The 4,750-nt window shown below is 60.1% G+C and carries 6 protein-coding genes; 4 read left to right on the top strand and 2 right to left on the bottom strand.

Annotated elements, in window-relative coordinates; all coding sequences use genetic code 11:
- The coding region (gene topA / locus EOA22_RS11475) for a type I DNA topoisomerase (RefSeq protein WP_127389973.1) at positions 1 to 1,234 on the bottom strand (1,234 nt) is incomplete at its 3' end.
- Between the two features lie 359 nt (positions 1,235 to 1,593).
- Positions 1,594 to 1,971: a hypothetical protein gene (locus tag EOA22_RS11480; protein WP_024503571.1), complete on the bottom strand. Its 378-nt coding sequence runs from the start codon at positions 1,969 to 1,971 to the stop codon at positions 1,594 to 1,596.
- Positions 1,972 to 2,156: 185 nt separating this feature from the next.
- On the opposite strand from EOA22_RS11480, the gene EOA22_RS11485 reads away from it, so the two are divergent.
- The 4 genes from EOA22_RS11485 to EOA22_RS38800 form a co-directional block, all read left to right on the top strand.
- Complete coding sequence (locus EOA22_RS11485) at positions 2,157 to 2,903, top strand: cytochrome c biogenesis CcdA family protein (protein ID WP_063170222.1); 747 nt, start codon at positions 2,157 to 2,159, stop codon at positions 2,901 to 2,903.
- Positions 2,904 to 3,004: 101 nt separating this feature from the next.
- Entirely contained in the window at positions 3,005 to 3,670 is a 666-nt protein-coding gene (locus EOA22_RS11490; RefSeq protein ID WP_127224175.1) for a hypothetical protein, read from the top strand.
- Positions 3,671 to 3,720: 50 nt separating this feature from the next.
- Positions 3,721 to 4,476, top strand: coding sequence for a hypothetical protein (locus EOA22_RS11495; RefSeq protein ID WP_063167903.1), 756 nt, complete (start codon positions 3,721 to 3,723; stop codon positions 4,474 to 4,476).
- Between the two features lie 119 nt (positions 4,477 to 4,595).
- Positions 4,596 to 4,750, top strand: a 155-nt coding sequence (locus tag EOA22_RS38800) for an NTP transferase domain-containing protein (RefSeq protein WP_245478619.1), incomplete at its 3' end; no start/stop codon positions are given.

The raw sequence follows: 4,750 nt of genomic DNA on the forward strand, positions 1-4,750 counted from the left end.
GCTCCGCGGTGCGCGATCCATTGACCGCCTCGATCTCGGCGGTGGTGCGCTCGATTTCGGCCGGCTGCATCTGGCTGGCGATGGCGCGCTTCCAGATCAGCTCATAGAGCCGCATCTGGTCGGAATCGAGATATTGCCTGACCGATGCCGGGGTACGCATGAAATCCGTCGGGCGGATCGCTTCGTGCGCTTCCTGGGCGTTCTTGGCTTTGGCCGTATATTGGCGCGGCTTTTCCGGCAGGTATTTCGGACCGAATTCCTTGGCAATGGCATCGCGTGCGGCGTCGATCGCCTCGGGTGCCATCTGCACGCCGTCGGTTCGCATATAGGTGATCAGACCGGTGGTCTCGCCGCCGATCTCCATGCCTTCATAGAGGCGTTGCGCCACCTGCATGGTGCGGCTGGCCGAGAAGCCGAGACCCGACGAGGCGGCCTGCTGCAGCGTCGAGGTGGTGAAGGGCGGGCCGGGATTGCGCTTGGTCGGCTTGGCTTCCACCGACACCGCCTTGAAGGTCGCGCCTTCGAGCATCGACTTGATGTCGTCGGCCTGCGCCTTGTTGGAAATGTCGAGCTTTTGCAGCTTCTTGCGATCGAAGGCGGTCAGCCGCGCTTCGAAATTCTCGTTGCGCGGCGTGCCCAGCAGTGCAGCGATCTGCCAGTATTCCTCGCGGATGAAGCGCTCGATCTCGGATTCGCGGTCGCAGACGAGACGCAGCGCAACCGACTGGACGCGTCCGGCCGAACGGGCGCCCGGCAGTTTGCGCCACAGCACCGGCGACAGCGTGAAGCCGACGAGATAATCCAGCGCCCGGCGGGCGAGATAGGCATCGACCAGCGGCGCATCGATCTGGCGCGGATTGGCCATCGCTTCCAGCACCGACGATTTGGTGATGGCGTTGAAGACGACGCGGCTGACCGGCTTGTCCTTCAGCGCGCGCTTCTGCTTCAGAACTTCCAGCACATGCCAGGAAATCGCTTCGCCTTCGCGATCCGGATCGGTGGCGAGGATCAGGCCGTCGGCGTCCTTGACCGCCTTGGCGATGTCGGCGAGGCGCTTGCCGGAGGCGGTGTCGACCGCCCAGGACATGGCGAAATCCTCATCCGGACGCACCGAGCCATCCTTGGCCGGCAAGTCCCTGATATGGCCGAACGAGGCCAGAACCTTGTAGTTCTTGCCGAGGTATTTGTTGATTGTCTTCGCCTTGGCCGGCGATTCGACGACGACGACGTCCATGAGGTCTCATATCAGCTGTGGTGCGGCAGAAGAATTCCGCTGCGCGCGACGAAATCTCGTTCTATTTGTCGCTCACATGGCCGCGCTTTTGCATCCGGTCAAGGGGAAGCGCCCAAATTGCGGGCCGGTCCGCAGCAATACACTCTTAGAGTGTATGGAGAAAATCACAGAATTTGGGAAAGGCAGATGGTGGGTCTGAGTCAGCGGAAACGACCCGATTCATTTTTCCGCCGAGTCGTTGAAATGCTGCCCAAACCAGGACGGGCGACATTATAACGGGCTGTTCGATGCCGGCCGCCGGATGGCATGGAGATGCCCGGCGACCAGCCCTTGTCCCGCCAGCAGCGGGAATGGCGTGCTTAGTCGGCCTTGACGATATGCCAGACTTCGCCGACGCCGTCGCCGGTCACATCGCCGGGCTTCTTGTCCTTTATGAAGGTGTAGACCGGCTTGCCGTCATAGGCCCACATCTTGGTGCCGTCGGTGCGGTCGACGACGCTCCACTCGTCATCCGCCTTGGCGCCGGCTTCGGCTTTCAGCGGCGGCCAGTTGGTGGCGCATTTGTCGTAGCAGTTGCTCTTGCCCTTCTCGTCCTTGTCATAGGTGTAAAGCGTCATGCCATTGGCGTCGGTGTAGATCTTGGCGCCATTGACCTCGGCTTCCTTCCACGCGTCGGCAGCGAAGGATGCGGCGGTGCTGAGCAGAAGCGCTGCCAGTCCTGCGGTTATGGTTTTCATGGAAATCTCCTGACTGATATCTGGAGACGCGCGGGAAATCGCGGCCTCACAGCATCAACGCCTGCGGGCTGTCGTTTCTTCCTGGCAAGTGCGTCGGGCAATGGATGATCTTGCCAACACAATGGTGATTGGTGGACAAGGCTGCGCGTCGCTATATCGGCGTCACGACATTGGAGTTCTTGGAAATGGCATTGGACATCGGCTATGTCAGCGCGGTCGGGGCTGGGGCGATTTCGTTCCTGTCGCCTTGCGTGCTGCCGCTGGTGCCGCCTTATCTCTGTTATATGGCCGGCGTCTCGGTCGACGATTTCCGTGGCAATGCGGGTGCGACAGCGCGTGAAGGCGCACGCGGCGCGCTGATCTATTCTTCGATCGCCTTCGTGCTCGGCTTCTCGACCGTCTTTGTCGCGCTCGGCGCCGGCGCCTCGACCATCGGCCGGCTGCTGCGCGTCTGGCAGGAGCCGCTGGCCATGGGCGCAGGCGTGCTGATCATCCTCATGGGCCTGAATTTCCTCGGCGTCCTGCGCATTCCGCTGCTGTCACGCGAGGCACGCTTCCAGTCGCAAGGGAAGCCGGCAAGTGCAATCGCGGCCTATGTCATGGGGCTGGCTTTCGCCTTCGGCTGGACGCCGTGCATCGGCCCGGTTCTGGGACCGATCCTGACGCTGGCCGGCGGCCGTGAAACGGTGGGCGAGGGCGCGCTGCTGCTCGCCGCCTATTCGCTGGGGCTGGGCATCCCGTTCCTGATCGCAGCGCTGTTTTCCGGCGCCTTCATGCGCTTCCTCGGCAAATTCCGCGTTCATCTCGGCCGGGTTGAAAAAGCAATAGGCGCGCTGCTGGTTGTCGCTGGCGTGTTTTTCCTCACCGGCGGCGTTCAGACGGTGTCTTACTGGCTGCTGGAGAATTTTCCGCTGCTGGGGCGGTTGGGGTAGGCGTTCGAGCTCAAGCGGGCTTACGGATATTGTTTCACTTGCGTAGTAAGTTCCGGATCGGAATTTCCCCGCTCCATTTGGTCTTACACTGCAATATTGACGTGAGCCTGCAAAAGCTCGCACAATCAATTCAAAGCTTGATATTGTGCAGCATGAGAAGTGGAAAAATTCCTTTTAGATTCGATATTGCCGACTTGCTGGCGCGAGCGCGGAGGCAAGTGGATGGTCGCTTGGGTGACGTGACGATTAACCTCCCATTTATCAGTATCGCTGTCAGCCCGAATGATCGAGAGCGTAAGGTTGCCCGCGAGCTCGTAATTCGGCTCCGGGATCGCAGGATTCTGTCCGCTTGGGAGTGCTGCGATGGCTGCATTGACAATGCGCTCAAGTCGCTTGGGGAAATCAGGCAAACGCTCGTGGACAAACGGGTAGAGCTTGCCGACTTGCAGGATGGGCCGCTGTACTTACTGCTTGACGCGATGGCTCTGGGTATTCGCCAATTTATGACGTTCGAGGAACTGCTCCGGCGCGACGAGAACGCCCCGCTGCATCCACGCTTTGGAGAATTCTATCGACCGCCTGACACCCGGCAGGCTTATTTTGATGCACTGGAGGTGCTCCGCGGGCACCTGAACCGGTGCCTTGGGCAGATCGCTACGATTGCCAAGATGCCAATGGCCGACGAAGGCGTGATTGCCGACTATCAAGGGCCGTGGCAGCTAGAGGCCTATCAGGAGCCGCCAGCTCTGCCCTCTCCTGACAGCTAGCGCTGTCGTTGCAAACGCGAAATCGACTTAGGCAATTGGGGAGGCAGCCTATGTGGAATTGGTTGAGGAAGAAATCGAGCCAGCCTGACCATGAACTCAAGGCCCTGGCTGAGCAATTTGTCCGGCCACAATCGCTCGCTGTAGCGTTGGCCGCATCTGTGCGCGACTACGTCAATGCAGTGAAAGCGGGGAAGTTGTCCTATCCTGCCCATCGCAGAGAGGGCGCAAGCGTTGTCGAGATATGGGCCGACTTGCGGATAGAGGCGATCCACAAACTGTTCAACTTTGGGCAATCGGATGCTTTCCTGTTTTCGGACCATCGCCGGCAGGAAGAATTATTGGCTTGCTTCCTGGACGAGCGAGTTCACCTTGAAATGCCGCAACCTCGCGGAGCGGGGGTTCCCGATACCATACAGGCAATGTGGCAGGTCTACGTCTACCTAAGTGCTGCAGGGTCAGAGGTGGCCGACCGCGAGACGGATCGGGAAGGCCTCAAATTGAAAGGGCGATCCATTCTTGATCGAATGGAATCAGATTGCGCCGACGCAAGGCCGAGATGGGGGGCATTTCGGACGGGCGTGGCGAGCAGCACGGTCCCCCCAACCATGATAGAGCTGCTACATGCGGACGTGACTGCCAAGGCTAAGTCGATCGCACTGTCCAAGGTGTTCGGGCCCTATTATGAGGGCGGGATTAAGCACATGGAGAGTCTGCTTGCCAAACAAGGAAGCGACGTGGCCGCTTTCCAAGCCTCGGTCGAACGACTGCTCGCAGCCAAGGATCCGGACTATCTTACGTCTCGCTAGTGGCAATATCGACCAGCTGCTCGACCCACCTCACCGGAATTTAACCGCATTGGTGCAGCATGGCGCCAGATGCTACCTATCTTCGATTCCTGATCCCTTTTCATATGGTTGTCCTTTCCATGAGCCAGAGATCCTGCCTGTCCGTCATCCTCGCCGCCGGCGAAGGCACGCGCATGAAGAGCGTGCTGCCGAAGGTGCTGCACCAGATTGCCGGGCTGCCGATGGTCGCCCATGTGGTGAAGGCAGCGGAAGAGGCGGGTGCCGGGAGCCCCGC

It is taken from the genome of Mesorhizobium sp. M7A.F.Ca.US.014.04.1.1 (assembly GCF_003998745.1).
GTDB lineage: Bacteria > Pseudomonadota > Alphaproteobacteria > Rhizobiales > Rhizobiaceae > Mesorhizobium > Mesorhizobium ciceri.

Excerpts from the sequence above, each read along its gene's own strand:
- EOA22_RS11480 (WP_024503571.1), bottom strand. The coding sequence starts at position 1,971 with ATGAAAACCATAACCGCAGGACTGGCAGCGCTTCTGCTCAGCACCGCC.
- EOA22_RS11485 (WP_063170222.1), top strand. The coding sequence starts at position 2,157 with ATGGCATTGGACATCGGCTATGTCAGCGCGGTCGGGGCTGGGGCGATT.
- EOA22_RS11495 (WP_063167903.1), top strand. The coding sequence starts at position 3,721 with ATGTGGAATTGGTTGAGGAAGAAATCGAGCCAGCCTGACCATGAACTC.